Genomic DNA, 26,977 nt, shown 5'->3' with positions numbered 1-26,977 from the left:
TCTCTCTACGCCAATTATTCTTCCGTGAAATCGGCTTCCACCACCCCTGAAGCAGAGCTGGGATCAGGGCTGGCAGCCGCAGTGGGTGCCGGAGCCGGTCGCGATGCCTGGGGCACTTGCACAATTTGGGGAGTAAAGATGAATAGGTTGTACACCGTGTTGCGGCGGATGTTGTCCATCATCTCCAGGAACAGCTCGTAGCCCTCGTTCTTGTACTCGATCAGGGGATCCTTCTGACCGTAGCCTCGCAGGCCCACAGCTTCCCGCAGCGCCTCCATCTGCTGCAGGTGTTCCCGCCAGAGGGTGTCCACCTGTTGCAACAGGAAAAAGCGCTCTGCCTTGCGCATCAAACCGGGCTCAAAGGTATCCAGAAAAGCCTCTTTGGCCTCATAGGCCAGTTCTGCCTGCTTGATCAGGTAGTCCAAGATCTGCTCGTAGGAGAGATCCTGCAGGTCTTCAACCTTGAGGTTTTGCTTCAGGAGCGGCACAAACTCCTGCATCTTGGCGGTCAGCTTGTCAATTTCCCACTCTTCCGGGGGCAGCTCTGGGTTGACATGCGCTCGCACGATCTCGCCAACGGTTTTGCGCACATAGTCAAGGATCTTGGTCTTGAGGTTTTCCCCCTCCAAGATGCGCCGCCGCTCTGAGTAGATGGCCCGCCGCTGGTTGTTCATCACCTCGTCATACTCGAACACCTGCTTGCGCATGTCGAAGTAGTATACTTCCACTTTTCTCTGCGCATTCTCCAGGCTGCTGCTGAGCAGCGGGTGCTCGATGGGCATATCCTCCTCCACCCGGAACATGTCCATGAGCTTGGCTACCCGCTCGCCACCGAAAATCTTGAGCAGGTTGTCTTCCAAGCTGAGGAAAAACCGCGAGGAGCCGGGATCCCCTTGTCGCCCGGCGCGGCCCCGCAGCTGGTTGTCGATACGGCGGGATTCATGGCGCTCCGTACCGATCACATGCAGGCCCCCCAGCCTCACCACCTCTTCGTGCTCGGCCTCAGTAATTTTTTCGTACTCGGCTTTGATGCTGTTGTAAACCTCCCGCAGTTGCAAAATTAGCGGATCCTGCACCGGCGCTTTCTCCGACGCCACCGCAATAAGATCCTCCACCACCAGCTCTGGCAGACGGTTCAACCCGTACTTGGTCACGGCTGCTGCCACCACTTCGTCTAAAGCTTGGTTGGTGCGGGCCGACAGCTCACAGGGGTAAAAATTGGGGGAGACCACCGTCCAGGATTTTTTCGGCTTGGGTGCTGTCCCACCAAATCCCTGGCCACCCCCCCGTCCCACCAGCTGAACGGATCCCAAGGGGTTGTCGGCGTCCAATTGAGCCAGCTTGGGCATCAGCCGTTCCCGCAGCTTGAGGCGGGCCATGTACTCCGCATTGCCTCCCAAGATGATGTCCGTGCCTCGACCGGCCATGTTGGTAGCAATGGTTACAGCGCCTTTTCGCCCCGCCTGGGCAATGATCTCCGCCTCCCGCTCCACGTTTTCTGGCTTGGCGTTGAGGAGGTTGTGAGGGATCCCCATTTCCTTGAGCATGGCCGAGAGGCGTTCGGATTTTTCCACGCTGGTGGTGCCCACAAGGACGGGGCGCCCCTGGGCGTGCATGTGGGCAATTTCCTCGGCAACCGCTTGCCACTTGCCCCTTTCGGTCTTGTACACCAAGTCGGGGGCATCTTTGCGGCGGATGGGTCGGTTGGTGGGGATCACCGTAACTTCCAGGTTGTAGGTTTTGCCGAACTCGGCCTCCTCAGTGCGAGCCGTGCCCGTCATGCCGGAAAGCTTGGGATAGAGCAGAAAAAGGTTTTGGTAGGTGATGGTGGCCAGGGTTTGGCTCTCGCTTTGAATCGGCACCCCCTCTTTGGCCTCCACCGCCTGGTGCAGCCCATCAGACCAGCGGCGGCCGGGGAGCACCCGCCCGGTGAACTCGTCCACGATCACCACCTCTTGATTGCGGACGATGTAGTGGACATCCTTGATGAAGAGCTCTTTGGCCTTCACCGCGTTAAAGACAAAGTGCGCCCAGGGATCCTTGGGATCAAACAGGTCAGAGACCCCCAGCAACCGCTCGGCGGCTTCAAACCCCTCGTCGGTAAGAATGACGTTGCGGGCTTTTTCATCCACCTCATAGTGTTCATCTCGGATCAGCTCCCGCGCCACCTGGGCTGCCCGCAGGTATTTTTCGGAGGGGCGAGCCACCTGACCGGAGATGATCAGGGGAGTGCGGGCCTCGTCGATAAGGATTGAGTCCACCTCGTCGATGATGCAGTAGTTAAAGGGCCGTTGCATCACCTCTTTGATATCGGTGGCCATGTTGTCCCGCAGGTAGTCGAAGCCCAGCTCGCTGTTGGTGCAGTAGGTGATGTCGCAGTTGTAGCTGCGGCGCTTTTCTTCGGGTGACATGCCCTCTTGCACTAGACCGACCGTCAGGCCCAAGAAACGGTGCACCTGCCCCATCCACTCCGAGTCGCGCCGCGCCAAGTAGCCGTTGACGGTAACGATGTGAACCCCCTTCCCAGTCAGGCCGTTCAAGTAGGCAGGCAGGGTGGCGACCAGGGTTTTCCCCTCGCCGGTTTTCATTTCGGCAATCTGGCCTTCGTGCAGCACCATGCCGCCGATGAGCTGTACGTCGTAATGGCGCAAGTTCAAAACTCGCTTGGCGGCCTCCCGCACCACGGCAAACGCCTCCGGCAAGAGATCGTCCAGAGATTCTCCTCTGTCCAAGCGCTGGCGAAACTCTGTGGTCTTGGCCTTGAGCTCCGCATCCGAAAGAGAGGCGATCTCGATCTCCAGCGAGTTGATCAACTTGACGACAGGACGGTACTGCCGGATCTTCCGATCGTTAGGATCCCCGAGGAGCTTTTGTAGGGTTTGGAGCATGGGCAAGCCTAGGCCAATGAAGAACATTGATTAATGATGCAATCTTACCATTTTGACTTGGCCGGCCAGGGAGAGGTGGGCCCAGATGAGCTGAGAGGAGAACACCAAAGCCAACCAAAGCCATCAGAATGGATGAGGAGAGCCGGCAGTTACTTGCAGTCCGCGGCAAGAAAATGTCACTCTAGGGAGGCGAAGGGATCCCGACCAAACCGTACTCTGCCGAGGCTCATGAATTTTTTGGGTGTTGGACTGCCGGAAATGTTGGTCATCTTTGCGGTGGCTCTCTTGGTTTTTGGGCCCCGCAAACTGCCGGAGATTGGTCGCACGCTGGCCAAAACCCTGCGCAGCCTGCAGGATGCTTCCAGAGAGTTCGAGGCGCAACTGAACAAAGAGGCCCAAGAGCTGGAGAAAGCCACCCGCGGGACAACGGCTGCTGCCACTCCCAAGGCTTCCCGAACAGCAGCCGCGGCTGAGCCCAAAGCCGAGTCGGTCGCCACAGCCGATACACCCACCTCAGAGATGGCTCCCCCCCCATCCGCAGCCGACGACGCTCAAACAGCAGACGCTGCCTAACCTATGGCCCGCTTCACCCCCCTTTGCTTCGGCCTGGAAATCACGCGCCTGTTCGAGCAAGGGCAGTCCTACTTTGCTCCTGCTAAGGTGGAGACCTGGCTGCGGCAGCATGGCCAAAACCCGTCTGACTATGAGATCTCGTTTCACCAGGAACTGCCCCCTGCCGGCTCTTCTGCGGCGATGTGGATTCGCATCGACTTGAAGCGTTGGGATGGCCAGCCGGTGGATCCCTGGCTATTGGAAGAGATCAACCGGGTAGATTGAGAATGGATTGCTCTTGGGGAGAGCCAGTCCCCACAAAGTTGAGGCTGTTGTCTACCGATGCCCAGTGCCACCCTGTTGGTATCTTGCCCTGATCAAAAAGGGCTGGTAGCCAAGCTCTCCAGCTTCATCTACAGCTACGGCGGCAACATCATTCACGCCGATCACCATACGGATCCCGAGGCAGGACTGTTCTTGAGCCGCATCGAGTGGGACTTGGAGGGCTTCCAACTGGAGCGAGGGGAAATTGTCCCCGCCTTTTCGGGTATTGCCCGTGGGATCCAAGCCAACTGGGAACTGCATTTTTCCGACACTCGCCGTCGCATTGCGTTGTGGGCCAGCAAGCAAAGCCACTGCCTTTTGGATCTGATCTGGCGGCAAAGGGCGGGAGAACTGCCCGCCGAGATCCCCTTGATCATCAGCAATCACCCCGACCTGGAATCGGTGGCCCGCTCCTTCGGTATCGATTACTACCACATCCCCGTTTCTCCAGAGGGCAAAGCCGCAGCCGAAGCCCGTCAGCTCGCTCTCCTGCAGGAATATCGAATTGACCTGGTGGTGTTGGCCAAGTACATGCAGGTCTTGAGTGGGTCGCTGCTCCGCCAAGCCCCGCCGGTCATCAACATTCACCATTCCACCCTGCCCGCCTTTGCCGGAGTCAACCCCTACCACCGCGCCCATCAACGGGGGGTGAAGATCATCGGCGCGACTGCCCACTATGCCACCGAAGATCTGGACGAAGGGCCGATCATCGAGCAAGACGTGGTGCGGGTCAGTCACCGCGATACCGTTGCCGACCTCGTCCGCAAAGGCCGCGACATGGAACGCCTAGTCCTGGCACGGGCAGTGCGGTATCACCTGGAGAATCGGGTGCTGGTGTACCACAACAAAACGGTGGTGTTTGCCTGATCAGCCCGCGGGCGCAGCGTTGCTCAACGGGATCCCTTTCTGGTTTCGTAGGAGAGCCAAGATCTCGTCCTTCACCTCTTGGAAGGAAGAAGTGCGCTTGAGACTGTAGTCGCGCCGACTGGGGAAATCAACCCGGAGCTCCCGTTTCACCCGCCCAGGATGGGACGTGAGTACATAGATGCGCTGGGCCAGAAAGACGGCCTCTTCCACATCGTGGGTAATCATCAAAATTGAGGTGCGCGTGCGCTGCCAGAGATCCAGCAAAAACTCCTGCATCGTCTCCTTGGTTTGCACGTCCAAAGCGCCAAAAGGCTCATCCATGAGCAAAATCTTCGGCTGGGCCGCCAGAGCTCGGGCAATGGCCACCCGCTGCTGCATACCGCCCGAAAGCTGCTTGGGCAGAGCCTTGGCAAAACGCTCCAGGCCGACGATCTCCAGAAAATAATCCACACGGGCTTCCCTTTCCTGCCGTTTTACCCCCTGCAATTTCAGGCCAAAGCCGACGTTCTCCGCCACGGTCATCCAGGGGTAGAGGGTGTAGGACTGGAACACGACTCCCCGATCCGCTCCCGGCCCAATCACCGGCTCCCCATCGACGCTGATGGATCCTCGGCTAGGCTGCTCCAACCCGGCAATCAGGCGCAGTAGGGTGGTTTTACCAGAGCCGGAAGCCCCCACCACACAGACAAACTCCCCCGACTCCACATGCAAATTCACCCCATCCAGAGCCAAGATAGGTCCACGACGGGTGGGGAAGGATTTGCTCAGGCCGACCACTTCCAAATGCACGACACCACCTCATAAAAAGGCCCAACGACAGGTCAAACGTACCAAGCGTCGCAGCAGCCAATCCAGCAGAAAGCCGATCAGCCCCAACACAATCAAGCACGCAAAAATCTCGTCGGTTCTAAAGAAGCGCTGGGCTAGCTGGATCCGCCTACCCAAACCCTCATTGGCGGCCACCAATTCTGCCACCACCACCAAGTTCCAAGAGGCAGCCATGTTGACGCGGAAGGTGTCGAGAATGTTCGGGGTGATGTATGGAGTGATCACCTGCAGCAACACCTGCCAGCGCCGCCCCCCCAAGGTGTAGGTGGCCTCGATCAGCTCTTTGGGAATGAACTTCACCGCATCCATGATCATCAGCATGTTGAAGAAAACGGTGCCGATGAAAATTAACCCGATCTTGGGGGCCTCATCCAAACCCAAGTAAATAATCAACAGCGGGGTGAAGGCAGGAGCGGGCATGTAGCGAAAGATGCCGCTAATCGGCTCGATCAAGGCGCGGATGCTGGCGAAGGTGCCCATGGCAATGCCGATGGGGGTCGCCACCACTGCTGCCAACAGAAAACCGCTGCTAACCCGACTGAAGCTGGCCAAGGTATCCTTCCACAGCAGGCCGTCTCGCCACAGGCGCAGCAGGGCCGCCCATACCGAAGGGGGAGAAGGCAAAAAACGCGGCGGTACCCACCCCGAGACCGATAGGCCCCACCACAAGCCGAAAGGCACCAGCACCGATAGCGCCGTCAGCAGCAAGGCCAAGGGGCGCGGGATCTCTTCGGCAATGCGCCAAAACACCGTCGGGGGCAGACTGGGGCGGGTGGGTGGAGGCGATTCAGCCGGAGCAGTCAGCATCGTACCTTACCTCACTGGTGGCCCATGAAGGGATCCCGGATATCTCTCACCGTCTAACACCCACCGACTCGGCATAGGCGCGAACGAAGCGGTCATCGAACAATGCCTCCAGATCCTTGGGCCCCTCCGAGATGAAGCCCACTCTCACCATGAAGTCCACCATTTGTCTGGCCGCATAGGGCATGTGCTGCATTCCCTCGCCGGGGCTGAAGGCTTTTAGGTTGTCTTCTATGGTGAAGAAACGAATGCCATCTTTGAACAGTTGCAGCTCCTCTGGGGTGACACCGGCACGTCTGGCCATGATTTCGTCGGCTCGCTGCGGGTTCTCCTCCATGAACTTCAGAATATCGAACCAGCTATTCACCAAAGCCTGCACCTGATCCGGCTGCTCGTCAATCAATTTTTGGCTGACCACCAACAAATCGGGAATGGCCCCTGGGAACTCCGCCGAAGAGAACAGCTCCTTGCTTCCAGGGCGCTCCAGGGCTGTCAACCAAAAGGGCGGAAAGGCTCCCACCGCATCCACCTGACCGGCAGCAAAAGCAGCGGCGGCGGCTCCGGTTTCCAAGGGCACAATGATCACATCGTCGCGGGAAAATCCCTCCCGCTCCAGCCCCAGCGTCAGCAGAAAGTCATCCACCACGCCTTCTTCCACAGCCACCCGCTTACCCACTAGGTCGGCAATGGTGTTGATCCCTTCCCGGACGATGATCTTGTCGTTGCCTGCCGAGTTGTCGTTGACCAGCACCACCACCTGACCATTCACAGATTTCGGCGCGAAGGAGAGCGTATCGTTCAGGGTTTGGGTATTGGCATCCAGTTGTCCGGCGGCAAAGGCTTCCATCGACTCAATGTAGCCATCGAACCAGCGCAACTGCACGTTGGCCCCATTTTTCTTGAAAATGCCCTCTTCTTCTCCAATGGCCCACGGCCACCAACCTGCCCAATTGCTGTAGCCCATCTGAATGGGGGGTCGGGCCAGAGCGGGAGAGGAGCTTCCCAGCAAAAGGGTGGGCAACAACCCTAGCACCCAGGACAAAAACCGGCGGCGACGCGAGATCTGTGGAGAAGAAGTCATAAGCCTGGAAGTTCAAGTAACTGTGCAGCCAGCTTGAGAATGGCTGTTCGCTGGCCTGGATTCTATGGTCGGCTTGAGACGAGCAGCAAATAGTTAATTTGGCTACAAAATCCCCCAACTTGTTGCTTGGGTTGGCTTTGGATTTTCCGATCTTCCAGAGTGATGGGACTTAACCAAGGGGATCCCTCAATACTCGAAGGTCATGGGCGGGAAGCGGGAAGGGCGGGATCTGAGCTGGGCGGGTTCAGAGGCAGGAGCGGGATCCCGAAAGGCTTTTGCCTCCTGCTGAAGGTGTTGCATGGCCTGCTCGATTTCCTGAAGTCGCGCGTGGATTTGCCCTTGCCGCTCTCGAATAAACTCTAGCTCTTGGTTGAGCCGCTGCTTTTCGACAGTGAGCTGCTGCATTTCGGCATAGAGGGCGGATTCGGTTTGGCGGCGAGGGATCGAGCGCAGCTTGGGGCGAGGTCGAGTTCGGGGCACACGGGGCAAGCTCATAAGGGGGGATCCCGGAAAACGGCTTGCGCCTATCCTAGCGTGCTCTTGGCGGCCCTTCTATTCCTAGGTAGGATCCATTCGTCCGGTGTGGAAAACAGCGATGGTGGAAACTGGAGCAGACCTGTTGCAACGCTACGGCAGCGGTGAGCGGGACTTCAGCAACAGCCAACTGGCCGGAGCTGATCTGGCCGGGGCCGACTTGGCCGGGATCGACTTGGGGGGATCCATTCTCCACCAGGCAAAGCTGGCCTCTGCCAACCTGGAGCGGGCCTACCTGAGCGGCGCCGACCTCAGCCAAGCGGATCTGCAGGGATCCAACCTGCGGCTGGCCAACCTAGAGAAAGCCAAGCTGCAGGGATCCCGATTGCAAGGAGCCAACTTGCGTGGGGCCAACCTGGCCGAAGCGGACTTGAGCGAAGCCGATCTCAGCCAAGCGGACCTGGCAGGGGCCAATCTCACCGGGGCCAACTTGAGAGGAGCCCTTCTTGCCCAGTGCAAACTCAAGCTGGCCAACCTGCGAGGGGCTTGCTACGACGCCACCACTCAGATGGAAGCGGGTGTTACACCGGTGGAGCTGGGCATGGTTCAAGCCTAGAGGGGGAAATGGGGCTAGTCCTCCGGCTCCAAGTCCAGGATCTCCTGAATTTCGGCATCGGTATAGCCCACCGCCCGCAACTTCTCCGATACCGTCTGAATCTCCCCTGGAGACAAATCCTGCTGCCGTACCCGATCCCAGAGATTGGCCACAATCTGCAGCAGCAAACCGCTGCTCTCCGCCTCAAACAGCTCAAAAGCCGTGGCTAGCTCAATGGCCTGCAGCACCTCCTCGGCACTGCCAATCGGCTGATCGAGGGATCGTTCCTCCAGCTCCACCAGCAACTGGCGCAGTTGGTTCAGGCCATCCCCAAGAGCAGACATACAGCAGGCTCCACAACGGCACTCGAACCCTCACCCTAGCAGACCCCTATCATTCCGCAAAAGGAATCCCGCCAATTCTGCGGCAGCTACAGCTATTCTGAGTTAAGAGAGCGATTCAACTGCAATCGAGGCGATTGTCGAGTCAGCATAGACAATCAACAACACCCAAACAACACCGAGAGGAGATGCATGAGTATGGCCCCAGTGAACGTCCTGCCCAATACCCCCCAGCCTTTAGCCGATGAGGGTGGCACCACCTTGGACTATGGCAGCGCGGTTTACCGGCAGGCCTACTCTCGCATCAACGGCATTGTGATCGAAGGGGAACAAGAAGCCCACGACAACTACCTCAAGCTGGCCGAGATGTTGCCGGAAGGGGCAGAGGAGCTGCACAAGCTGGCCAAGATGGAATTGCGGCACATGAAAGGCTTTCAATCCTGCGGCAAAAACCTGCAGGTAGAGCCGGATAGGGAGTTTGCCCGCACTTTCTTCGCCCCTTTGCGCAACAATTTCCAAAAAGCGGCAGCAGCCGGAGACCTAGTTACCTGCTTGGTCATTCAGTCGCTGATCATCGAATGCTTTGCCATTGCCGCCTACAACATTTACATCCCCGTCGCCGATGAGTTTGCCCGCAAGATCACCGAGGGGGTGGTCAAGGATGAATATCTGCACCTCAATTTTGGAGAGCGCTGGCTAGGGGAGCATTTTGGCGAGGTCAAAGCGCAGATCGAAGCGGCCAACGCCCAGAACCTGCCCTTGGTCTGGCAGATGCTGCAGCAGGTGGACCAGGATGTAGAAGCCATCTATATGGATCGCGAGGCCATCGTCGAGGATTTTATGATTGCCTATGGAGAGGCGCTGGCCAACATCGGCTTCAGCACCCGCGAGGTGATGCGCCTCTCAGCCCAGGGTTTGCGGGCAGCATGACCCACCTCAGCATTCATCCTCTGCCGGCGGACTGCAGTTCTAGGCTGGCTACAGGCGGGTATGGACATGTTTTGATGGGATCCATCAGTTATCCAAGCGGGTAAATCTCTATGTTCGGCCTGATTGGGCACTTGACCAGCCTGGCCCATGCGAAGCGGGTGGCAGACAAGCTGGGTTATTCCGAATATGCGGAGAGCGACCTGGAGTTCTGGTGCATGGCTCCCCCTCAGGTGGTGGACGAGATCACGGTAACCAGCATCACCGGCCAAAAGATTTATGGGCAGTACGTCGAATCCTGTTTCTTGCCGGAGATGTTGGCGGGGGGACGGGTGAAGGCAGCTTGTCGGAAAGTGTTGAATGCCATGGCCCTAGCCCAGCGGCGCGGCTTGAACATTACTGCTTTGGGGGGATTTAGCAGCATCATTTTTGAGACTTTTCGCCTCGACAGTCTCCGGCGAGTCCGCAACATTGACTTGGAGATCCAACGCTTTACCACCGGCAATACCCACACGGCCTACATCATCTGTCAGCAACTGCAGTTGGCGGCCCAGCGCTACGCCATGGACTTGGCAGCCGCTACGGTTGCGGTGGTGGGGGCGACCGGAGATATCGGCAGCGCCATTTGTCAATGGTTGGTGGCCCACACTCACTTGGGCAAATTGTTGCTCATCGCCCGAGAGCGACGGCGTCTGGAGGAATTGCAGGCCAAGCTCAAGCAGGGGGAGATCTCTTCGCTGGAAGAGGCCCTGCCCCGCGCTGACTTTATCGTTTGGGTGGCCAGCATGAGCCAAGGCATGGCCCTCGATCCCCAAGTTTTGCCGGATCCCTGTGTCATCATCGACGGTGGCTACCCAAAGAACATCGCCTCCAGCTTGCAGCGAAAGGGACTCTACGTCATTGACGGGGGGATGGTGGAGCACTCTTTGGATATTGAATGGAACATCATGCAGTTTTTGAATGTGGCCAACCCGGCCCGTCAGCTTTTTGCCTGCTTTGCTGAATCCATGCTGCTGGAGTTTGAGGGGCTGTACACCAATTTCAGTTGGGGCCGTAATTTGATCACCCTTGAGAAATTGGATCTGATCGGGCAGCTTTCCCGCAAGCATGGGTTCCGCCCCCTCATGCCCGAAGCCTAATTGAGATTCAAAATGAAGAAAGCCTCAGCCCCAGCAGAGGTGCTGGCCCTGGTCAGGTCAATCACCAATCGAGTAAACTACCCGACACCAACCGCTAGGCGGTACGGAGCGGGCTTTTAGTAGCCCTGCAGTTAGCAAGCCAACCACGAGCCTCTGGGGTGGTTTACTGCACCCCCAATCGACCGTTACCAGTGCCTTAAAAAAAACCGTTTCTGGTGCCCGCAGTATTATTATAGCATTCCTCCCAACACTGACTTTATAGGTACAGTGCGGGGCTCCTGCAATTTCTAGCTGAAGACCAAACGCCGAGAGACGGTCGCCATGCCCCAGTCCTTTACTGCCCACCTTTGGCAAGCCATTCAGCCCATCTACAAGCAAATCCTCGATCACCCCTTCAACCGAGAGTTGGCAGCGGGCAGCCTATCGCGGCAGCGGTTCCAGTTTTATTTGCAGCAAGATGCTCTTTATCTCACGGATTTTGCCCGCGCTCTGGCCTTGATCGGAGCTCGTTCCGAAGGGGCTGAGCAAGTGGTGAGTTTCTTGAACTTTGCCCTGGGAGCCATTGTGGCCGAACGCAGCCTGCACGAAAGCTATTTTCGCCTCTACGACATTCAACCCGAAACGGCCTATGCTCCTGCTTGTTTTACCTATACCCGTTTTTTATTGGCTGCGGCGGCTGTGGATCCCTATGAGGTGGCCATTGCTGCTGTGCTGCCCTGCTTTTGGATCTACCGAGAGGTGGGATCCACCATCTATCGCACCGCGCAGCCTGACAATCCCTACCAACAGTGGATCGACACCTACGCCGGGGAAGAATTTGCCCAAGTGGTGCAGCAGGCTTTGGACATCACCGACTCCGTCGCTCAGCAGGCTACAGAACCGCTGCGGGAAAAGATGAGGGCAGCTTTTGTCACTGCCTCCCGGTTGGAATGGCTGTTTTGGGACAGTGCCTATCGCCTCGAATCTTGGCAACCCGCCTAATCCTCAGCCGGTCGGGCCGGCATATAAAGGCAGCAACTGCTGGGCCTGCGCGAAAACGGCATCCAACATCGGCTCCGTCAGCAGCCGTGTGGCCGTGTTGCGCCGGCTGGGATGGTAAGACGCCAGCAAATAGCGACCCTCTGCCAGGGGAATAACGCAGTTGTGGCCAAAGCGGGGACGGGGCCTGAGAGGTGGCAAGAGCGTCAGAGCGTGTTGGAAGGCAAAATGCCCCAACGTCAGGATCACTCGCACCTGGGTTAGCAGCTCCAGCTCTTGCTTCAGGTAGCCCAGGCAGGTCTTGGCTTCTATGGCGGTGGGGCGGTTCTCCGGGGGCACACAGCGCACCACTGCCGAGATGTAGCAATCCTGCAATTGCAGGCCATCCTCTCGGTGGGTAGAGGTGGGCTGATTGGCAAACCCGGCTCGGTACAGGGCGCGAAACAGCCAGTCCCCGCTGGGATCCCCGGTAAACACGCGCCCGGTGCGGTTGCCCCCATGGGCTGCCGGCGCCAACCCGATCACCCACAGCCGCGCCTGCGGATCCCCGAACCCTGGCACCGGTCGGCCCCAGTAGAGCTGGTCGCGAAAACGGGCCACCTTCTGAAGGGCGACTGCCTCTCGCCAAGCCACCAAGCGGGGGCAGCGGCAGCAACTGACGATTTCAGCTTGCAAAGTGGCCCACTCCTGGATCCCCAGCGCCCTACTCCTCCTCGTCGTCGTCATCCTCCTCCAGCTCGTCGAAGGCAGGGGTGGAATCGTCGATCAACTGATCGTCTTCCAAGATCAAACGAGGCGGCAGCTCCGGCAACACTGCAGGCTCTTCTTCCTCTTCGTCAGGCTCCGGTTCGGGGGTGATCTCCTCGTAGGTGGTGAAGCCCGTGCCTGCCGGGATCAAGCGCCCGATGATTACGTTTTCCTTCAAGCCGCGCAGCCAGTCGGATTTGCCCTCAATGGCCGCCTCAGTCAGCACGCGGGTGGTTTCCTGGAAGCTGGCCGCTGAGATGAAGCTGTCGGTATTCAAGCTGGCCTTGGTGATCCCCAGCAGGACGGGCGTGTATTTGGCCGGCGCCCCTCCGGTAATGGCCATGGTGGCATTGATCTGCTGGATTTCCCGCAACTCCACCAGCTCCCCCGGCAACAGGATGGTGTCGCCACCATCATCCACCCGCACCTTGGAGGTCATCTGGCGCACCACGATCTCAATGTGTTTGTCGGAGATCTCCACCCCCTGGGAGCGGTAGACGTTCTGCACTTCGTTGACAAAGAAGCGCTGCACCTCCCGCAGAGCCAACCGTGCGGCTTGGTCATCTCCCAAGGTTTGGCGATGGTACTCGTAGTAGATCTCCAAGAGGTCGTGGGGGTTGGCAGGGCCATCGGTTAGGGGATCCCCCACCCCCACCGGCTGTCCGTCCACCACCATCAAGCTTTGCCCCGGCAGCACAGGATAGTCTCTAACGGTGCCATCGGCTTCGATGACCTTCAAATCCGGCTCCTCTCCCCGCCAGCTCAGTTGAACGGTGCCGGGCCGCTTGGCCAGAACACACATTTCCTTGGGCTTGCGGGCCTCCAGCAGCTCCTCAATCCGCGGCAGACCCTGGATGATGTCCCCCGTCTTGGCCCGCTCAAACACCAGGAGGGCCAGGGAATCCCCCCGCTGCACCAGATCGCCATCTCGTACCTGCAGAATGGCACCCGCAGAAACCAAGTAGGGCCGCGCTATCCGCAACACCACTTGGCCGTCCGTTATCTGCATTACCTGTCCCGACTGTGGAGAAGGGATCCCGGGAGCAAGCTCATCTCCGGCCCGCACCAGCGCCCCTACCGCCACGCTGGCTGAACCTGTCAGGGGCACCTGCACCAGATCGTCGTCGGTAATCACCAGCACCCGCCGCACCACTTCCGCTCCCTGGCGGATCCCTTGGACGATCCCGGCCTTTTTGGCTTGGATTTCGGTTCGGGCAATAACACCTCCCCTGGAGATGGAGTCTCCTTCGCTCACCAACAGCCGAGTGTGGGTGCTCCCCTGTGTCAGATCTGCCTCCACATCGCGGCGCAGCAGCAGGGTTTCCAGAATCACCAGTTGCAGGCGGCGAATATCTGGATCCTTCTCGTCTTGGATTAGCTCGATATCGGCCTTCAGTTGTGGGGCGTCGGTATCGATTTCCAGCACCAGTTGGGTGCGCAGGAGCTCTACAGGGCCTACCGACTTCACCCGCTCCCCATCTTTGAAGGGAACCCGCTGCACCGCCCGCAGACGAATGGAGCGACCGGACTCGCTGGTGGACTCTTGAGTGGGCACCAAGGGCCGGTCGGGGATCTCGTACTCCTGCACCGGACGCAGCAGCAAGCCTGGGCCTTCGGGAGTTTCCACGTGTTCCAGGTAGACCAGTCGGTCGGGAACGATGCTGCTGAGCACCGGTTGCCCTGGCTGGATTAGGGTGCCACTTTTCACTTCCAAGTCGGCGGGGTTGTCCACCAGATGCAGGGATCCCGGCTTGATGACAATCTCCCGCAGAATGTCGTTCTTCTGGATGACTTCGACAACACCGGCATTCTGGCAAAAGATGTCTTTCACCACCTCAGTGCCTGCTTCCACATACTGGCCATCGTCCACGTTCAGCAGGGAGATGTCCTTGTTCACCTCGTGGGTCTCTTCTGGGATCCACAGCAGGGTGCCGCCCTGGATGACTTCGTAACCTTGCTTGGCCTTGCCGCGCCGTGCCACCTCAATGCCGGCGAACTTCACCAAGCCTCCCGTCTGACTGCGGAAGTGGTTGTCGATCAGCTCCGCCACCACCTCATCGTTGCCCACTTTGGTGCCCGGAGTAGCCTTGAGAACAAAGGTCTGCCCACTGGAAGTGTCCAGCAAAAATTGTTCCCGCCCCTGGTGGGATTCCACCCGTACCCGTGCTTCCCGCAACACCACCGAAGCGTTGATGATCTCCACCTCGCGCCCACTTCTGGTGTCGCTGCGCTCCGGTAGTCGCACAATGCCGCCATGCTCCGTCACCAGCGAGGTTTCGGCGATCACATCCCCCGCCTGCACCCGATCCCCGTTTTTCACCACCGGCTCGGCCCCCGGAGGCAGGTTGTACACCTGTCCAGACATCACCCAGATCAATCCCTGCCGCTGGGCAGTGTAGGTGGTGTTACCCTGGCGGTCAGTCTTCTCCTCGATGGGCAGATCGGCAAAGCGAATTTCTCCAGCCAGGTCGGCCACCACCTCTTTCTGGGCTTTCTCGGTGCTCTTACGGCTGGCCTTGGCCAGGGACACCTCTGCAATCAACTGATCCCGCTGCACCTGGGCTCCGTCCCGCACCAGCAGGGTGGATCCCTGAGTCATGTCGAAGGACTCCCGTTGACCGTCTGGGCCTTCCAAAATGATTTGGTTGTTTACCTCCACTTGTAGAGCATCGTCGCCGTGGCGGGTACGGAAGGGGCGGGTGCGCAGATTTTTCGGGAACCGCACCACACCCGCAAAGGGGGCGCGAATTTGGCGGGCCACCTCCCCTGTAAACACGCCTCCCGTGTGGAAGGTGCGCATGGTCAACTGGGTGCCCGGCTCCCCAATCGATTGGGCGGCGATGATCCCGACCGCTTCCCCCAGATCCACCAGGCGGGAGTGGGCCAAGCTCCAGCCATAACACATCCGGCACACGGAGCGGTTGGCTTCACAGGTGAGGGGAGAACGCACCATCACCTGGCGGATGCCAGCCTCTGCAATGGTTCTAGCCAAGTCGTGATCCACTTCTTGGTTGCGGCGGGCGAGGATCTCCTGAGTTTGTGGATGCACCACGTCGCGCGCCAACACTCGGCCCACCAAGCGCTCCTCCAGAGACACCACCACCTTGTCCCCGTCCATCAGGTATTCCAGAAGGATGCCCTGCTCAGTGCCGCAGTCAGATTCCCGCACGATCACATCCTGAGACACATCCACCAAGCGGCGGGTGAGGTAGCCAGAGTCGGCGGTGCGCAGGGCCGTATCCACCAAGCCCTTGCGGGCCCCATAGGAAGAGATGATGTACTCGGTAACGGTCAGGCCCTCGCGGAAATTGGTTTTGATGGGCAAATCGATGATCTCCCCCTGGGGGTTGGCCATCAGGCCGCGCATGCCCACCAACTGCCGTACCTGGGAGACATTCCCCCTCGCCCCCGAGTTGGCCATCATGTAGACGGAGTTAAGGGGATCGTTCTGGCGGAAGTTGCTGAGCATCTCCTCCTTGATCTGGTCGTTGGTTTGGTTCCAGGTGTCGATCACCTTTTGGTAGCGCTCCACCTCTGTGATTTCCCCGCGGGTGTAGATCTCGGTGGACGCCTAAAAATAAAAAAAAAAAAGAGCCAACAACTGCCGCTTGCTGGGGGGAACTAGCAGATCTTCGACGCTGATGGAGACGGCTGCCTGGGTGGCGTATTTGAAGCCCAGGGTCTTCAGAGCATCCGCCATCTGAGCGGTGCGGGCTGTGCCGTAGCGGGCAAAAGACCAGGCAATCAGGTTACGCAGCTCTTTTTTGCCAATTTGATAGTTGCGAAAGGGCACAGGGGGCAAAGGGGCGTCGGCTTTGTTGCCGTCGGCAGCCTGCCGCGACAGGCCAGCGGAAAATCGTCCTTTTTCGCTCATGATGCCTCGCTAGAGAGAAGGGGAGAGAAGAGCCGTCCTACGGCAGAGGGTAACTACGCAGACAAAATATCCTGCACGGTCTTGTTAAAAATGATCCGGCCCGGCGTGGTGCGAATGTACTGGCTGATCACGTTGCCGTTTTGATCTTCGCGGATACGGCGGTAGTTGGTGATCTTGAGGCGGATGCCGCCCGCTTCTTCGATAATTTGCGGCTCGGACTCTTTTTCGCCCTTGCCCAACTCCATCGGGCCGTGGTAGCGCACCCAGACCTTGCTGTGCAGGCCGATGGCGCCGCGGTCGTAGGCGATGAGAGCATCTTCCAAGCTGGCGAAGAAGCGATCGCCAATATCTGGCGCGTGGGGGTTGTCCGCCGTCAGGTAGTAGCACCCCAACACCATATCTTGGCTGGGGGTGATGATGGGAGCGCCAGTGGCCGGGGAGAGGATGTTGTTGGTGGCCAGCATCAGCAGGCGCGCTTCCGCCTGGGCTTCCAACGACAGGGGCACATGCACCGCCATCTGGTCGCCGTCGAAGTCAGCATTGAAGGCGGGGCAAACCAGAGGGTGAAGTTGAATCGCCCTTCCCTCCACCAGGATCGGTTCAAAGGCTTGGATCCCGAGGCGGTGCAGCGTGGGAGCGCGGTTGAGCAAAACCGGGTGGCCGTCGATCACGTCCTCCAGCACATCCCAAACCTGCGGGTCGTTGCTTTGGATCAGCTTTTTGGCGGCCTTGATGTTGTTGACGATGCCCCGCTTGATCAATTTGTGGATGACAAAGGGCTGGAACAGCTCGATGGCCATCTCTTTGGGCAGGCCACACTGGTGCATGCGCAGGTTGGGCCCCACCACGATCACCGAACGCCCGGAGTAGTCCACCCGTTTGCCCAACAGGTTTTGCCGGAAGCGCCCCTGTTTGCCCTCGATGATGTCGGAGAGGGACTTGAGGGGACGGTTGTTGGCCCCCGCCACTACGCGCCCCCGCCGACCGTTGTCGATCAGCGCGTCCACCGCCTCCTGGAGCATGCGCTTTTCGTTGCGCACAATGATCTCCGGTGCCATGATCTCCTGCAGCCGGGCCAGGCGGTTGTTGCGGTTGATCACACGACGGTAGAGATCGTTGAGGTCGCTGGTGGCAAAGCGGCCCCCATCCAACTGCACCATGGGGCGCAGATCCGGCGGGATCACCGGCAGCACCCGCAACACCATCCACTCCGGACGGGATCCGGTGGCAATGAAGTTGTCGATCACCCGCAGCCGCTTGATCAGGCGCGCCCGCTTTTGGCCGCGAGCAGTGGTGATCTCCTCCCGCAGTTGCTCCGCCTCTTTTTCCAGGTCGATATCCTTGAGCAGGCGCTCGATGGCCTCTGCCCCAATCATGGCCCAGTTCTCCGGCAGTTGCAGTTCGGATCCCTCCTCGTACATCTGATCTTCGATCTCGAGGAATTGATCCTCCGTCAACAGTTGCTTGTAAGAGAGATTCTGGGCATTGCCCGGATCCACCACTACGTAGGCGTTGAAGTACACCACTTGCTCCACATCCCGCAGCGGCATGTCCAACAGAGTGGCAATGTGGCTGGGGATCCCTTTCAAATACCAAACGTGGGTGACCGGAGCGGCCAACTTGATGTAGCCCATGCGGTGGCGGCGCACCCGCGACTCGGTCACCTCCACCCCACAGCGCTCGCAGACGATCCCCCGATGCCGTACTCGCTTGTACTTACCGCAGTGGCATTCCCAGTCTTTGGCCGGCCCAAAGATGCGCTCACAGAAAAGACCATCCATCTCCGGCTTGAGGGTGCGGTAATTGATGGTCTCGGGCTTGGTGACTTCCCCCACCACTTGACCATTCGGCAGGGTGCGCTGGCCCCACTCCATGATCCGTTCTGGAGAAGCCAAGCCGATTTTGACATAGTCAAAGCGTTGCTCTGTTTTGGCCATCGCCGTTTTCCTCCTGGCTTGCTGAACCCAAAGGAGAGGGAAGCCCCACCCTCCTTCGTGGGTTGAAGGGGATCCCCGTCACGTTCGCGTCAGGGGTGGGGAGCGCTCTCAACCCTCAAAAGTCCTCTTCCTCCTCCTCGTCCTCATCTTCCTCAAGGCTGCGGCTGGCATTCGCGTCAGCGGTGCGGAGCACTCTGGTAAAGGCGGGTGATGGCGAGAGATCCTCAGCCGTAACCGATTCATAGGTGGGTCGAGAGGGAGTGTGACGGTTGGAAGTATCGGCCATCAGATCCACTTCCACATCGTGGGTTTGCCCTTCGCTGTCCACCTCCACCTTGTGTACAGACACATCTAGGCAGAGGGACTGCAACTCCCGTACCAGCACCTTGAAGGACTCCGGCGTGCCGGGTCGAGGGATCGGCTTGCCCTTGACAATGGCGTTGAGAGCCTCGTTGCGCCCCACCATGTCGTCGGACTTGACGGTGAGCAACTCCTGCAGGATGTAGGCTGCCCCAAACGCCTCCAAAGCCCACACCTCCATCTCCCCAAAGCGCTGGCCGCCCTGCTGCGCCTTGCCCCCTAGCGGTTGCTGGGTCACCAAAGAATAGGGGCCGGTGGAGCGGGCATGGATCTTGTCATCCACCAAGTGCACCAGCTTCAGCATGTAGGCGCGGCCCACCGTAACGGGCTGGTCGAAGGGCTCCCCGGTGCGACCATCAAACACCTGGATTTTGCCGCAGTACCTGCCTTCCGGGTTGAAGATCCAGTCCTTGCCGGTCTTCTCTCGGGCTTCCCTCAGCTTGGCCTCCACCGTCAGACGGGAGGCTTCTAAACCGTGCATCTCATCAAAGGGCATCAGCTTGAAGCGCACTCCCAGATGTTCTGCTGCCCAGCCCAGCAGGCACTCGTACACTTGGCCCACGTTCATCCGGGAAGGCACCCCCAAGGGGTTGAGCACCACATCCACCGGTGTGCCGTCCGCTAGGTAGGGCATGTCCTCAATCGGCAAGATGCGGGAGATGATGCCTTTGTTGCCGTGACGGCCCGCGATCTTGTCCCCCACCTGGATTTTGCGCTTGAGGGCAATGTAGACCCGCACCACCATGTTGGCGCCGGGAGGCAGCTCATCCCCCTGTTCGCGGGTAAAGATGCGTACATCCACCACCCGACCGCGCTCGCCGTTGGGCACCCGCAGCGAGTTGTCCCGCACATCCCGAGCCTTTTCCCCGAAAATGGCCCGCAATAGCCGCTCTTCTGGGGGCTGATCCGACTCCCCTTTGGGGGTGACTTTGCCCACCAAAATGTCGCCGGCCTCCACCCAAGCCCCAATGCGCACAATGCCGTTCTCATCCAGGTCCCGCAGGGCATCTTCCCCCACGTTGGGGATTTCGCGGGTAATCTCCTCAGGGCCCAGTTTGGTTTGCCGGGCCTCGATCTCGTGCTTCTCGATGTGTACCGAGGTAAAGACATCGTCGTAGACCAGCCGCTCGCTGATCAAGATGGCATCTTCGTAGTTGTAGCCCTCCCAGGGCATGTAGGCCACCAACACGTTTTGGCCCAAAGCCAACTCGCCCCCTTCGGTCGCCGGGCCATCCGCCAGCACCTGGCCAGCCACCACCCGATCCCCCGTATAGACAAGGGGACGCTGGTTGAGGCAGGTGTCTTGGTTGGAGCGCTGGTATTTCTGCAGGCGATAGACAATTGGATCCCCGCCGTCGTCTGGCCGCACCACGATTTCGTCGGCAGAGACATAGGTCACCACGCCATTGGTGCGCGACACCACCACCATGCCGGAGTCGCGTGCCGCCTGGGCTTCCAGGCCAGTGCCCACATAGGGCCGATCCGGCTTGAGCAGGGGCACCGCCTGCCGCTGCATGTTTGCTCCCATCAAGGCACGGTTGGCGTCATCGTGCTCCAGGAAGGGGATCAAGGAGGTGGCCACCGAGATGACCTGCACCGGCGCCACTTGGACGTAGTGCACTTCTGTGGGGTGGGCGGTGGTGAACTCTTGGCGGTAGCGCACCGGCACCAAGTCGGCAGTGATGCGGCCCTCGGCATCCACCGGCACATCCCCCGGGGCCACGCGGTACTCGTCCTCTTCGTCAGCGGTGAGGTAGACCATGCCCAGATCTTTGCGCACCACGCCGTTCTCGACCCGGTAATAGGGGCTTTCGATAAAGCCGTACTGGTTGACGCGGGCGTGGGTGGCCAGGGATCCAATCAACCCGGCGTTGGGGCCTTCTGGAGTTTCGATGGGGCAGATGCGGCCGTAGTGGCTGGGGTGGATATCCCGCCCCGCAAAGCCGGCCCGTTCCCGACTTAGGCCGCCGGGGCCCAGGGCAGATAACCGGCGCTTGTGGGTCAGCTCCGCCAGGGGATTGGTCTGATCCATGAACTGGGAGAGCTGGCTGGAGCCGAAGAACTCCTTAATGGCCGCCACCAAGGGTTTGGGGTTGACCAAAGAGGCCGGGGTGAGGTTTTCCGACTCGGAGACTGTCATCCGTTCTCGGATGATCCGCTCCAGGCGATTCAGGCCCACCCGCACCTGGTTTTGCAGCAGCTCGCCCACGGAGCGCACGCGGCGGTTGCCCAGGTGGTCGATGTCGTCCACATGGCCGATGTCGTACTCCAAATTGATCAGGTAGTCGATGACGGCCAAAATGTCGGTGACGGTAAGCACCCGCACACTTTCGGCTACGTTCAAATTTAACTTTTTGTTCAGCTTGTAGCGCCCTACCCGGCCCAAATCGTAGCGTTTGGGGTCGAAGAAGCGGGATTCCAGCAACTGCTGGCCACCCGATACGGTGGGGGGTTCCCCGGGCCGCAACTTGCGGTACAGCTCCATTAGGGCTTCTTCTTCGGTGTAGGGCCCCTCTTTCTCCATGGTTTTCTGGAAGAATTCGGGGTGGCGCAGGTTGTCGTAAATCTCGGAGTCGCTCAGGCCCAAGGCTTTCAGCAGAACTGCCGCCGAGAGCTTGCGGGTTTTGTCGATGCGCACCCACACCAGGCCGTTTTTGTCGGTCTCGAACTTCAGCCAGGCACCGCGGTTGGGGATGAGGCTGGCGCTGTAGGTGCGACGCCCGTTTTTGTCCAGCTCCGATTTGTAATAGACGCCGGGGCTGCGCACAATTTGGTTGACGATCACCCGCTCGGCGCCGTTGATGATGAAGGTGCCCCGATCCGTCATCAAGGGCAGTTCGCCGATGAAGACGTCCATGTCTTTGATCTCGCCGGTCTCTTTGTTGATCAGGCGAGTGGGCACCCGGATCTGCGCTTGATAGGTGGCATCCCGCCGCTTGGCCTCCTCGGGGTCGTAGCGAGGGCGGTTAATCTTATACCCTTTGGAGGGATCCCCAGGGCGATATTCGGGCAGGAAATGCAGTTCCAGCTTGCCGGTGTAATCGACGATGGGGGAAAAGCTGAGAAGCTCCTCTTCAAACCCTTCTCGCAAAAACCACAAGAAACTCTCCCGCTGAATCTCCACCAGGTCAGGAAAGGTAGGAGCGACAGGGGATGGCACTGCTAATTGTGTCATGCGTTGCTCGGGAGGGGTCGCGCTGCAGTCAGGCTTCTCATTATAGAAACCCCGCCAACGATCGTCAACGAACGTTACAAAGGTCGAGGGGCTGTCCGGATCCCTTGAGGGCTCACTTGGAAAATCTCGGCAAAACCGCTGGGGATCCCCTTTTGGCTGCCGGGGCAGGGGCGGTTTCCGCCATGCCTTAAGGATTGTTCACATCCATTCACACTCAAGCAGATTATTCTAATCTTTAACCGTTTTTGCGGATCATCCGCTGCTCCAGCTCGGATTTCCGGTCAACCTTGGGGATCGGAGGGGTGGCTCTGACAGGCTCAGCCGGTCGACAGAGTGGACTTGGCGCCGGTTTGCGTCGCTTTTGAGATGCACGCTGTTGATGCAGGCTGTGGCGGAGCCATCAACAACAATCATGAGAAGGGGTTAGGAATGGGTTTACAAAGCTTCTCAGGCTGGGGAAACCTCCGGATGGCTTGCGGGTGATCCAGAAGCGCAGTTTGTTGGCAAGGAGGGTTTTGTGAGTCAAAGCCACAACAATCAGAATAAGAATGATTTGAGTAACCGGGACAACAGCCTGTCGGCCCAGTTGCGGGAGGGCACCAAGCAGTCCCACACCATGGCCGAGAACATGGTGTTTATCAAGTGTTTCCTGAAGGGAGTGGTGGATAAGCGGGCCTACAGCCGCTACGTGGGCAATTTCTACTTTGTCTACAGCGCTTTGGAAGAAGGCTTTGCCCAACTGCGAGAGCACCCCCTGGTGGGCCGGCTCTACTACCCAGAGCTGTGGCGCAAGGCCAGCCTGGAGAAGGATTTAAATTATTTTGTTGGCCCCAACTGGCGCTCTTTGGTCAAGCCCTCCCCTGCCTGCCAGGTCTATGTCAACCGCATTCGGGAAGTGGTGGAAAAAGATCCGCTTCTGCTGATCGCTCACGCCTACACCCGCTACATCGGCGACCTGTCGGGCGGTCAAATCCTCAAAAACATTGCCCGCCGGGCCATGGGCTTGCCGCAGGGGGAAGGAACGGCCTTCTACGATTTCGAGCAGATCCCTCATGAGGGCAAATTCAAGCAGCGCTACCGCGCCCAGCTGGATGCGTTGGAGCTGGATCAAGCCACCATCGACCGCATTGTGGCAGAGGCCAATTATGCCTTCAAGCTGAACATGGACTTGTTTAGGGAGTTGGAGGGGAATTGGCTGTTGTCGATGGCCCGCTTGGCCTGGAATTCGCTGCTCAGCCAGTTTCAACGCAAGCCCACCCGTTCTGAGGCAGCCGCTCCCAGCTCCTAAAATCCGGATTCCAGAGGGCAGTGAGGCGATGGGTTCTGCTGCCTATCTCCCCTCTCCCTCTGGGAGAAGAGCCGGGGGTGAGGATCAGTCACATTCAAGAGTGTCGCGGGTGGCCCGACCAGTTACAGGGTTAACGCCGGTGGCCCGTTCACAGAGGATGGAGAGGGCGTCTTGGCGTATTAAGGCATTGGTGAAATCGGCCCCATCAATTTGGATCCCTTCGACTCGGGCCAGCCACATCATGCTGTCCTGCAGTTGCGCTTCTCGCAGATCCGCACCCTGTAAGTTGGCCATGTCCAAAGTGGCCCCCCGCAGGTCGGCCCCGCGCAAGTTGGCTTTGCTGAGATTGGCCCCGAATAGGTTTGCCCCTGCCGCCTTCACATGGCTGAGATCGCTTTGGCGCAGGTTGGCCTTGAGAAACTTCCAGCCGCTCAGGTCTTGCCCTGCAAAGCTCACCCCCTGCAGATCTCGTTTGGTGTAGTCCTCTGCCTGGGCCGGGGATCCCAGCGGAGTAACCCCCAGGCAGAGTATCAGCCCGCAAAGCACCATCCCCCGCAGGAAACGGCTCAGCCAAGACCGCCTCGCCAGAACCGAAGCCAGCCAAGCAACAGACATCGTGGATCCCTCCCTCAAGGAAACCTCCATGGCTTGGGAATTGCTTCTGGTTTTATCTTACCGGATAGGGATCCCGCCGGCAGGTTGGGCTATCATGAACTACCCCACCGCATAGGCGGATGGGGTTTCTGATGCCCCATCCCCTTGACGGCAGGATTTTAGTCTCTTCCTCTGCCCCAGTTGCTTCATAGACCCGCAGGACTTTGAAGTAGAGCTGAAGCATCCAAGACTCACGAGGCTAGTTCCCAACCCCGGTTGCCGATTAGTGGCAACGTTGTACATCACCATCACCGAACCCCGATCCCTCGGTACCTCAAACCCACAAGCCGAGCAGACATGATAGCGGTTGCTCAAGTCCGCCCACTCCTTGTGAACTGCCCCGCACTTGGGACAGCGTTGCGAGGGCTTGAGGGTTTGCGTAGGAAACATGAGAACTAAACCACCTTTCTGCTCGATTTTGTAGGTAATCATCTGGTTCAATGTACCGAACCCCACCGACAAAATCGACTTGTTTAGCCCTGCCTTGCGCTTCCCACCCTTGCGGGTCATCCCTTTGACATGCAGCTTCTCCGTTACGCCGACGTCATAACGACAAGCTATCTCTGACGTAACTTTGTGTTGCCAGTCTTTGCGCTGACGGGCAACCTTTGCTTGCAGTTGCGCTTCCCGCCGGTGAATTTTCTTCCATCTCCTGGAAGCCTTTACGCCCTTTTTAGGGGCACGCTTTCTGCGCTTCAGTCTGGCGACTCTGCGAATCTTCTCCTCACTCCGTTGAGTAAAACGGGGATTGGCAATCTCCCGAAACTCCGCCCCGTCAAACAACGTCAGGGCGGTCTCTGTACCCAAGTCATAGGCAACGATGGACTCATATCGCAAATCCGACTGCGACCCAAACTTAGGCTCTGGTATGGCAACCTCAACCGTAAACGAAGCGAACCACTGCCGCCGGGACGGCTTGTAGACGATAGTCAGCGTTGTTGGCACGCCCCAATGCTTGGCTTGACCGCGCATTTTCAGGGTAATGCCCAAGTCATTGAGTGTGACCGTGCCATGCTTTCCCGTGCTGTTGACCTTCCACCCCGACCGGGCAGGATACGTCCAGCCCGAATACCGGCGAATGGACTTGAACCTCGGCTTCCTACTCAGTCCTCGAAAGAACCGTTGGTAAGCATAATCCACCCGCTTGACGGTGGCTTGCAGGGCTTGGGAGTTCAGTTGGGCAAACTCCACCCACACCTGCTTGAATTCGGGGAGTAGGTTCTGCTGTTCCAGGTAGGTCACCGTTCGGCGGTGGAGCTTGTACTCGGTTTCCCGGTGGCTGACACAGGCGTTGTAGAGGTAGCAGTGCAGACGACGAGCCTCGAGCAAAGCCTTTTCCTGAGCTTTGCTGGGATACAGTCGAAAGGTCTGCCTTCTGGTTGCCATATGCGTTATCCTACCCCCACCTGTCCCAGTTCTGAGTGCTCCACAAATCCAGTGGCGCTATCCATCCCCACCCTACAGAGGGTGGGGAATTCCGCGCGTTTTGTTAAAGTCTTCTACAGACCAGATCCGCGATTGGCGAGGGGGCGACAGGGATCCATGTCCGAGATCGAGGTCTTCGATGCGGAGCAGTTGGCCGGGCTGATCGAGGGTCTGGCAGAGGCGATCGGCAGGGATCATCCCCACCTCCAAAAGTTGACGTTGATCGGCATTCGCACCCGGGGAGTTCCCCTGGCCTACCGCCTGCGGGATCGGATTGCCACTCTGCTGGGGATCCCGCCCCAAGTGGGGGAGCTGGACATCACTTTTTTCCGCGACGATTTGAGCGCCGGCGGGTTGCGCACCCCCGATCGCAGCGAAATGCCGCGTGACCTAACCGGCCAAGAGGTGGTGCTGGTAGATGATGTGATCTTTCGCGGTCGCACCGTGCGAGCAGCTTTGGAGGCTCTAAACCACTTTGGGCGACCGGACGGTGCGATTGGCGGTGTTGATCGACCGGGGTCACCGGCAGTTCCCCATCCAGCCCGATTACTGCGGTTGTCAGCTTTCCACAGAACCGGAGCAAATGGTGAGAGTCCATCTGCGGGAAACCGATGCAGAAGAGCGGGTACTGTTGATAGACAAAACAGCAAAGATTAAACCCTGAGCCGGCGCTGGGGTGCGGTATTTTGGGGATGACCTGCTAAAACTTGCCGCCATGCCTCGGTTGCCGGAAACTCGCCGTTACGCTGTTTTGGGTACGGGTGCTTTGGGAGGATTTTATGGGGCGAAATTGCAACAGGCGGGCTTTTCGGTGCATTTTCTGCTGCACAGCGACTATGACCATGTTCGCCAAAGCGGCCTCTGGGTGCAGTCCTGCTGGGGGGATTTTCATTTGCCCCAGGTGAATGCCTACGCAGCCGTGGAGGACATGCCGGCTTGCGAAGGCGTGATCGTGGCTTTGAAAGCCACCCAAAATGCGCTTCTGCCGCACTTGATCCCGCCTGTGTTGGCCGAGAATGGCGTGGTGATCTTGTTGCAAAACGGGCTGGGGGTGGAACCCGAGATTGCCGATTGCGTTGGCCCAGAGCGGGTCATGGGGGGCCTCTGCTTCATCAGCTCCAATAAGGTTGGCCCCGGCCACATTCACCATCTGGATTACGGTTCGGTGCTGCTGGCAGAGTACGGCCCTGGCTATGCCCCCCAAGGGATCACGCCCCGCCTTCAACAAGTTCAAGCCGATTTTCAACGGGCAGGGATCCCGACCTCTCTCTCTCCAGATTTGATGTTGGCCCGCTGGCAGAAACTGGTCTGGAATATTCCCTTCAACGGCCTCTCGGTGGTGTTCAATGCCGATACTCAGCAAATGATTCGAGACCCTGAGGCCCGTGCTTTGGCGGAAACGCTGATGCAGGAGGTGATACAGGGAGCTGCAGCTTGTGATCGCCTGCTTCCCGACTCCCTGATCCAAGAAATGCTCACCAATACCGAGAAAATGGCCCCCTACCGCACCAGCATGAAAATCGACTATGAGCGCAAACGTCCTCTGGAACTGCAGGTGATCTTCGGCAACCCACTGCAGTACGCTCGACAAGCTGGGATCCATCTGCCACGGGTTGAAATGCTCTACCGACAGTTGCAGGTGTTGGATCGCCTGAATCGAGGGATCCCTGGGGAGCAGCAGGCTTAAGTTTTTCAAGATCCGGCGGAGCGATCCCAGGG

General features: G+C 58.8%; 21 protein-coding genes and 1 pseudogene. 10 read left to right on the top strand and 12 right to left on the bottom strand.

The genetic code is table 11. The features are described from left to right. Positions 1 to 14 precede the first annotated feature (14 nt). A complete protein-coding gene (gene secA, locus NW805_RS08380) occupies positions 15 to 2,888 on the bottom strand; it encodes a preprotein translocase subunit SecA (protein ID WP_414422218.1) in 2,874 nt (957 codons plus the stop codon). Between the two features lie 228 nt (positions 2,889 to 3,116). On the opposite strand from secA, the gene NW805_RS08375 reads away from it, so the two are divergent. The 3 genes from NW805_RS08375 to purU are packed head-to-tail and all read left to right on the top strand — an operon-like array spanning position 3,117 to position 4,631. Continuing rightward, positions 3,117 to 3,461, top strand: coding sequence for a TatA/E family twin arginine-targeting protein translocase (locus tag NW805_RS08375; RefSeq protein ID WP_011434012.1), 345 nt, complete (start codon positions 3,117 to 3,119; stop codon positions 3,459 to 3,461). A gap of 3 nt (positions 3,462 to 3,464) precedes the next feature. Further along, positions 3,465 to 3,725 (top strand): hypothetical protein, encoded by a 261-nt coding sequence (locus NW805_RS08370; RefSeq protein ID WP_414422217.1) that lies wholly within the window; start codon positions 3,465 to 3,467, stop codon positions 3,723 to 3,725. Between the two features lie 57 nt (positions 3,726 to 3,782). Further along, a complete protein-coding gene (gene purU, locus NW805_RS08365; protein ID WP_414422216.1) occupies positions 3,783 to 4,631 on the top strand; it encodes a formyltetrahydrofolate deformylase in 849 nt (282 codons plus the stop codon). Here the strand turns inward: purU and NW805_RS08360 are convergent, their stop codons facing one another. The 4 genes from NW805_RS08360 to NW805_RS08345 form a co-directional block, all read right to left on the bottom strand. Further along, the gene (locus tag NW805_RS08360) at positions 4,632 to 5,420 is read right to left on the bottom strand and encodes an ABC transporter ATP-binding protein (protein ID WP_414422215.1); all 789 of its coding nucleotides are present in this window, start codon (positions 5,418 to 5,420) and stop codon (positions 4,632 to 4,634) included. Between the two features lie 9 nt (positions 5,421 to 5,429). Then, positions 5,430 to 6,266, bottom strand: coding sequence for an ABC transporter permease (locus NW805_RS08355; protein WP_414343731.1), 837 nt, complete (start codon positions 6,264 to 6,266; stop codon positions 5,430 to 5,432). A 46-nt stretch (positions 6,267 to 6,312) separates the two neighbouring features. Next, positions 6,313 to 7,344: an ABC transporter substrate-binding protein gene (locus NW805_RS08350; RefSeq protein WP_414330863.1), complete on the bottom strand. Its 1,032-nt coding sequence runs from the start codon at positions 7,342 to 7,344 to the stop codon at positions 6,313 to 6,315. A 186-nt stretch (positions 7,345 to 7,530) separates the two neighbouring features. Beyond that, positions 7,531 to 7,839, bottom strand: a complete 309-nt coding sequence (locus NW805_RS08345) for a gas vesicle protein GvpV (protein ID WP_238376787.1) — start codon at positions 7,837 to 7,839, stop codon at positions 7,531 to 7,533. Positions 7,840 to 7,939: 100 nt separating this feature from the next. Here NW805_RS08345 and NW805_RS08340 point away from each other — a divergent pair, with 100 nt between their 5' ends. After that, a complete protein-coding gene (locus tag NW805_RS08340; protein ID WP_414422214.1) occupies positions 7,940 to 8,434 on the top strand; it encodes a pentapeptide repeat-containing protein in 495 nt (164 codons plus the stop codon). A 14-nt stretch (positions 8,435 to 8,448) separates the two neighbouring features. On the opposite strand, the gene NW805_RS08335 is transcribed toward NW805_RS08340, so the two are convergent. Then, positions 8,449 to 8,757, bottom strand: a complete 309-nt coding sequence (locus NW805_RS08335; RefSeq protein WP_414330858.1) for a hypothetical protein — start codon at positions 8,755 to 8,757, stop codon at positions 8,449 to 8,451. Between the two features lie 195 nt (positions 8,758 to 8,952). On the opposite strand from NW805_RS08335, the gene NW805_RS08330 reads away from it, so the two are divergent. From NW805_RS08330 to tenA, 3 genes are all read left to right on the top strand, one after another. Continuing rightward, positions 8,953 to 9,684, top strand: a complete 732-nt coding sequence (locus NW805_RS08330; protein WP_414422233.1) for an aldehyde oxygenase (deformylating) — start codon at positions 8,953 to 8,955, stop codon at positions 9,682 to 9,684. A gap of 110 nt (positions 9,685 to 9,794) precedes the next feature. Beyond that, positions 9,795 to 10,820 (top strand): long-chain acyl-[acyl-carrier-protein] reductase, encoded by a 1,026-nt coding sequence (locus NW805_RS08325; protein WP_011434004.1) that lies wholly within the window; start codon positions 9,795 to 9,797, stop codon positions 10,818 to 10,820. Positions 10,821 to 11,141: 321 nt separating this feature from the next. Beyond that, positions 11,142 to 11,801 carry a thiaminase II gene (gene tenA, locus NW805_RS08320; RefSeq protein ID WP_414422213.1) on the top strand — a complete coding sequence of 220 codons (660 nt, stop codon included), beginning with the start codon at positions 11,142 to 11,144 and terminating at the stop codon, positions 11,799 to 11,801. 3 nt (positions 11,802 to 11,804) lie between these two features. Here the strand turns inward: tenA and NW805_RS08315 are convergent, their stop codons facing one another. The 4 genes and pseudogenes from NW805_RS08315 to rpoB all read right to left on the bottom strand — a co-directional run bounded on the left by NW805_RS08315 (position 11,805) and on the right by rpoB (position 21,891). After that, a complete protein-coding gene (locus NW805_RS08315; RefSeq protein ID WP_414422212.1) occupies positions 11,805 to 12,524 on the bottom strand; it encodes a uracil-DNA glycosylase in 720 nt (239 codons plus the stop codon). After that, positions 12,502 to 16,419: pseudogene (locus NW805_RS08310) on the bottom strand (DNA-directed RNA polymerase subunit beta'). Before NW805_RS08310 ends, NW805_RS08315 begins: the two are co-directional and overlap by 23 nt. Before the next feature lie 53 nt (positions 16,420 to 16,472). Continuing rightward, the gene (locus tag NW805_RS08305; RefSeq protein WP_414382414.1) at positions 16,473 to 18,356 is read right to left on the bottom strand and encodes a DNA-directed RNA polymerase subunit gamma; all 1,884 of its coding nucleotides are present in this window, start codon (positions 18,354 to 18,356) and stop codon (positions 16,473 to 16,475) included. A gap of 115 nt (positions 18,357 to 18,471) precedes the next feature. Then, entirely contained in the window at positions 18,472 to 21,891 is a 3,420-nt protein-coding gene (gene rpoB, locus NW805_RS08300) for a DNA-directed RNA polymerase subunit beta (RefSeq protein WP_414422211.1), read from the bottom strand. Between the two features lie 574 nt (positions 21,892 to 22,465). Between rpoB and NW805_RS08295 the strand changes: the two genes are divergently transcribed. Further along, positions 22,466 to 23,179: a heme oxygenase (biliverdin-producing) gene (locus NW805_RS08295; RefSeq protein ID WP_414422232.1), complete on the top strand. Its 714-nt coding sequence runs from the start codon at positions 22,466 to 22,468 to the stop codon at positions 23,177 to 23,179. Positions 23,180 to 23,263: 84 nt separating this feature from the next. On the opposite strand, the gene NW805_RS08290 is transcribed toward NW805_RS08295, so the two are convergent. Both NW805_RS08290 and NW805_RS08285 read right to left on the bottom strand, forming a co-directional pair. Then, on the bottom strand, positions 23,264 to 23,794 hold the full coding sequence (locus NW805_RS08290; protein ID WP_414356737.1) for a pentapeptide repeat-containing protein: 531 nt from the start codon (positions 23,792 to 23,794) through the stop codon (positions 23,264 to 23,266). A 99-nt stretch (positions 23,795 to 23,893) separates the two neighbouring features. Beyond that, positions 23,894 to 25,219 (bottom strand): RNA-guided endonuclease InsQ/TnpB family protein, encoded by a 1,326-nt coding sequence (locus tag NW805_RS08285; protein WP_414422210.1) that lies wholly within the window; start codon positions 25,217 to 25,219, stop codon positions 23,894 to 23,896. Between the two features lie 156 nt (positions 25,220 to 25,375). Here NW805_RS08285 and NW805_RS08280 point away from each other — a divergent pair, with 156 nt between their 5' ends. Together NW805_RS08280 and NW805_RS08275 are read left to right on the top strand one after the other, a co-directional pair. After that, positions 25,376 to 25,915 (top strand): phosphoribosyltransferase family protein, encoded by a 540-nt coding sequence (locus NW805_RS08280; protein ID WP_414422209.1) that lies wholly within the window; start codon positions 25,376 to 25,378, stop codon positions 25,913 to 25,915. Between the two features lie 19 nt (positions 25,916 to 25,934). Continuing rightward, positions 25,935 to 26,945: a putative 2-dehydropantoate 2-reductase gene (locus tag NW805_RS08275; RefSeq protein WP_414422208.1), complete on the top strand. Its 1,011-nt coding sequence runs from the start codon at positions 25,935 to 25,937 to the stop codon at positions 26,943 to 26,945. Positions 26,946 to 26,977: the final 32 nt, after the last annotated feature.

Source organism: Synechococcus sp. W60.1, from assembly GCF_047461575.1.
Taxonomy (GTDB): Bacteria; Cyanobacteriota; Cyanobacteriia; order Thermostichales; family Thermostichaceae; genus Thermostichus.
The sequence above is the reverse complement of the archived record's forward strand: the minus strand, read 5'-3'. Positions and strand labels throughout refer to the sequence as shown.